The following is a 4,233-nucleotide window of genomic DNA, read 5'->3' on the forward strand; positions in this document are numbered from 1 at the left end:
GCGGTGCTCCGTCGCCGCTGCGCGAGTGCAGCTCGCGCCCCGGAACGGGACACCGGGGAGCGTGAGGGGGTCGCCCCTCACGGGCCGGCGCCGCCGGCCCCCAAGCTCGAGCGGGTCGTGTCAGCGTCGGATGCGACGATGGAGGCATGTGGGAACTGGCACACCGGACGCGCGCGGAATCGGCATCAACGGTGGTGCGCAGCAACGCGGCGACGAGCGCCGCGGCGATCCCGGAAGTGCGCGCAGCGATCCCGGAGGATCACGTCACCTCTACGCGGTCCGGATCGCGAACGGCTGGGAGTAGAACCCACCGGGATTCGCTCGGAACCACTAGCGTTGCGATCAGTTCCGGAAAGCGATGGTCTCGTGATGGCAAACGTGTTGAAGTTCGTCGGAAAGGCATTCGTGATCGTCTTCCGCCTTCTGGGCGCGGCGGTGTCCGCGGGACTCGCCGCTCTGGGCGTGGGCAGCTTCCAGCAGCCCAACCCCGGACCGCCTCCGTCCTCTACGGAGAACCGCGAATATAGGCCGTAGAACGGCGAACTCTGCGGCGGATGGCGGAGTATCTCGGAGGACCGAGTCCTACTCAGCCGCGGAGGCGGCGCTGCGGCGGGGTGCGCGTTGGGTGGTTGTGGTGACGACGGCGGTCGCGCGGGTGAGGTTGGGGCCGATGGCGTCGGCTTCGAGGACGCGGCCGGTGCGGCGGTTCTCTCCTTCTCCCCAGGCGACGGTGCGCTCGTAGCCGACGACGATCACGGCGTCTCCCTTGTGGAGGGAGGCGAGCACGTGCTCGCCGAGTTCGAACTTCGCTTCCACGTAGTGCGTGGTCGGGGCGTCGTGCGGGGTCCACTCCCCCGCGCGGTATTCGCCGGTGTTCTCGATGACGCGCAGCTTCACGATCTGCACGCGGCCCGCCTGCACGGCCTCGGGGTCGGCGGCGAGGTTGCCGGTGATGGTCCTGGTGCTCATCTGTCGTCTCCGTAAGTTTGGTGGCGGCCCGAGGGGGCCGGATGTGGCTTATCTGTCGTCGCCGATCGTGTGGCTCAGCAGGAGTGGCCGTCCGGTCCTCTGGGGTGCCCCTGGCCGCTAATTGAGATGTGCGTTTCGGTCGCTGTTTACGGAGATGACGGTTGGGTGCTCCTCGGGCTTACACGAGGCAGATCACGACTGAGGAGGACGGGTTGCACGATCGACAAGCTCACATCTGGGTGGGCATCGATGCAGGAAAGGCGCATCACTGGGTGACAGCGATCGACGACCAGGGCGCGATGCTCTGGTCGCGCAAGGTCAGCAACGACGAAAGTGCGATCCTCGACCCGCTCGCCGAAGTGCTTACTCTCGGCGAGAACTTCACCTGGGCAGTCGATATCGTCGGCACCACGTCTGCGCTGCTTCTCGCGCTGCTCGCAAGCCACGGACAGTCCGCGCTGTACGTCCCCGGACGGATCGTCAACCGGATGGCCGGCGCATACCGAGGCGAAGCGAAGACGGACGCCCGCGACGCCTACGTGATCGCCGAGACGGCGCGGCACCGGCACGACCTGACCCCAATCAGGCTGCCGGTCGAGATCATTGCCGACCTCAAGCTCCTGATCGCACATCGCGGCGATCTCGTCGCTGATCGCGTCCGCATGCTCAACCGGCTCCGCGACGTCCTGACCGGCATCTTCCCCCGCCTCGACCGCGCGTTCGACTACGCCAAACACAAGGGCGCTCTCACCCTCCTCACCGGCTACCAGACGCCCACCGCGCTTCGCCGGATGGGGCAGGTGCGCCTGACGAAGTGGCTGGCTCGCCGCGGCGTGCAAGGCGCTCCGGCGGTCGCGGAGGCTGCTCTCGAGGCCGCGAGCGGACAACAGACGCAAATCGGGAACGAGACGATCGCGGCGCAGATCATCGCCGACATCGCAACGCAGATCCTCGCCCTCGACAAGCGTCTCCGAACGCTGGAGAACCAGATCACCACGATGTTCCACGCGCACCCGCAGGCCGAGATCATCGAATCGATGCCCGGGATGGGTCCGATCCTCGGAGCCGAATTCCTCGCCGCAGCCGGGCCACTCGACAACTACGCCGACGACGGCCACCTCGCCGCAGCGGCCGGGCTGATACCCGTTCCGCGCGACTCCGGACGCCGGACCGGGAACATGCACCGGCCGAAGCGGTACAACCGACATCTGCGCCGCTCGCTCTACCTCTCAGCGCAGACCTCCGTTATCCGCGAAGGACCGAACCGCGTCTTCTATCTCAAGAAACGCGGCGAAGGGTACAAGCACACGCAGGCGCTTCTTGCTCTCTCTCGACGACGTGTGAGCGTGCTCTGGGCGCCACTCCGAGACAATCGCACATTCAGCGAAGCACCTCCGATTCGCGCTGCGTAGATCGGCGACGCGCCGCCGGACGACCCGGCTCGCGACCTACCCTCCATTGCCCATCTCCAGACTCGAGCAAGTCGTCAGTGTCGTTCCTTCCGGGATCGCGAACAGAGGCTCGCCCTACGGCGGTTGACGTGAGGCTCATCAGTTCACACGGGCGCCTCGCGAGAGGAGTTCGGCGGCGGCAGCCAAGTGCTGTTCAAGCGCGGCGCGCTCCTGATCGGTCAGGTGCGGTGTGAAGTTGGTGAGTGCTGATCCGAGTGGTTCGTCGGCCCGTTGGAGTATCGCTGCGCGTGTGGTGCTACTGAGCTCGACCTGAACCCTGCGGCGGTCTCGATCGTCGGTCGTGACGGACAGTGCGCCTGCGGCAGCGGCGGCGTGGATGATCCGCGACACGAGGCTCTGCGCCAGCCCGGTTCGGTCCGTGACCTCTCGGATCGATGCCCCCGGGTGCCGCGCGACGTCTTCGAAGACAGCGAGCTGACCTGCGTTGACGCGGTTCGCGCCCACATTCCCGGTCGCCTCAAGTGCGATCTCGCGGAGGGTGCGGGCAAGACGGTGAAGTTCTGACGCGCGCATGTACTCATTCAATCACTAGTGATACTGTCGATCCATCACTTGTGATCGAAATGGAGCGGACCGATGCAGTGGAACTGGGGCGCGGCGAACCAAATTCTGGACGACGTCATCATCGCGGCGGGGATCATCATCCTCATAATCCGCCAGTTCATCTGGCGCTCTACGCAGCTGCATCGGATGTTGCGACTGCCCGTAATGATCATCGGAGCTGGGCTCGTCTACCTCGCTGTTGAACTATGGGGCGGCTTCCGCTGGGTCGAAGCGGACTGGATCATCATCGGCGAACTCGCCCTAGTCACCGTGACCGGAACGATCATGGGTCTGGTCACTCGGTTCAGGACGACCAACGCGCAGCTCCAATACAAGCTCAGTACCCCTGGGGTCTGGTTGTGGGGTCTCTTCATCATGATCAGGGTCGGATCGTTCTACCTGGCCTCCGCGCTCGGAGCGAACTTGGCAGGAGCCACTGGGTTGATCCTGCTGTCCTTCGGAGCCAACCGGCTTGCCGCCATTCTCGTCGTGCGAAAACGCGCAAGATCGCTCCTCGCCATAGAGCCCGGCGACGTCGTGAGCAACGCATCGTGACACACTCGATGCGACACTGACTCCCGAAGGCCGCCGTCAGCTAACTGAACTGATCGTTATCCCAGGCGCGCCGCCGGACGGTTCCAACGCTCACCGTCGACCGGGTGATCGTGGGCCTCGCGCCACGGAGAAGACAGTCGGGACGCCTTGACGTCGTCATTGAGACTCCTGCTCGTGCGGTTGGTGGGTCCCGTCGGCGTCGACGGGTTCTCGTTCGCGGCCTCGGCCGCGGGGGTATCGGTGGGGGGTGTCTCGATGCCCCAGGACGCCAGAGCGTCGCGGCGGGTGACCTCGACCGGCGGCTCGGACAGCGCTCTGCGCTGTTCGAGCTCGGCGCGTGTGACGGTGAGGTCCTGGACGCGGCGCTCGTCGCCGTAGGCGAGGCGGTAGAGCCGGTCGGCCTCGTTCTCCAGCCAGTCGACTTCGCCTTGCCGGTCGGCTTGTCCGGCGAGGTACCCGGCCCGGTAGTCGTCGCCGGTGATGTTCGGGCCGGTCATGCGGCGTGCTTCTCGATGAGGTCGGGGCGGAACCCCGACCAGTGGTCCTGGTCGCTCGCGACGACCACGGGGGCGGCGGAGTAGCCCAGCTCCTCCGTGACGTACGCGAGCGCTGCGGGGTTGGTGGTGATGTCGACGGTGGTGTACTCGATGCCCTTCTTCTCGAGCACCCGGTAGGTCATGGTGCACTGCACGCA

6 protein-coding genes are annotated in these 4,233 nt (G+C 66.0%); 2 read left to right on the forward strand and 4 right to left on the reverse strand.

The window, feature by feature from the left end; translation table 11 throughout:
• Nucleotides 1-582: 582 nt before the first annotated feature.
• Nucleotides 583-969 (reverse strand): single-stranded DNA-binding protein, encoded by a 387-nt coding sequence (locus C5C53_RS16645; RefSeq protein ID WP_104268044.1) that lies wholly within the window; start codon nt 967-969, stop codon nt 583-585.
• Between the two features lie 212 nt (nt 970-1,181).
• On the opposite strand from C5C53_RS16645, the gene C5C53_RS16650 reads away from it, so the two are divergent.
• Nucleotides 1,182-2,381, forward strand: a complete 1,200-nt coding sequence (locus tag C5C53_RS16650; RefSeq protein ID WP_104268047.1) for an IS110 family transposase — start codon at nt 1,182-1,184, stop codon at nt 2,379-2,381.
• A 138-nt stretch (nt 2,382-2,519) separates the two neighbouring features.
• Here C5C53_RS16650 and C5C53_RS16910 read toward each other — a convergent pair whose 3' ends face one another.
• Nucleotides 2,520-2,966 carry a MarR family transcriptional regulator gene (locus tag C5C53_RS16910; RefSeq protein ID WP_146084697.1) on the reverse strand — a complete coding sequence of 149 codons (447 nt, stop codon included), beginning with the start codon at nt 2,964-2,966 and terminating at the stop codon, nt 2,520-2,522.
• A gap of 51 nt (nt 2,967-3,017) precedes the next feature.
• Between C5C53_RS16910 and C5C53_RS16655 the strand changes: the two genes are divergently transcribed.
• The gene (locus C5C53_RS16655; RefSeq protein ID WP_104268045.1) at nt 3,018-3,539 is read left to right on the forward strand and encodes a hypothetical protein; all 522 of its coding nucleotides are present in this window, start codon (nt 3,018-3,020) and stop codon (nt 3,537-3,539) included.
• 56 nt (nt 3,540-3,595) lie between these two features.
• Here C5C53_RS16655 and C5C53_RS16660 read toward each other — a convergent pair whose 3' ends face one another.
• Nucleotides 3,596-4,036 carry a hypothetical protein gene (locus tag C5C53_RS16660; protein WP_104268046.1) on the reverse strand — a complete coding sequence of 147 codons (441 nt, stop codon included), beginning with the start codon at nt 4,034-4,036 and terminating at the stop codon, nt 3,596-3,598.
• Nucleotides 4,033-4,233 (reverse strand): glutaredoxin domain-containing protein (locus tag C5C53_RS16665; RefSeq protein ID WP_104268048.1); only part of this gene is annotated, 201 nt, incomplete at its 5' end. The genes C5C53_RS16665 and C5C53_RS16660, both read right to left, overlap by 4 nt.

Source organism: Rathayibacter sp. AY1E3 (assembly GCF_002932235.1).
Taxonomy (GTDB): Bacteria; Actinomycetota; Actinomycetes; order Actinomycetales; family Microbacteriaceae; genus Rathayibacter.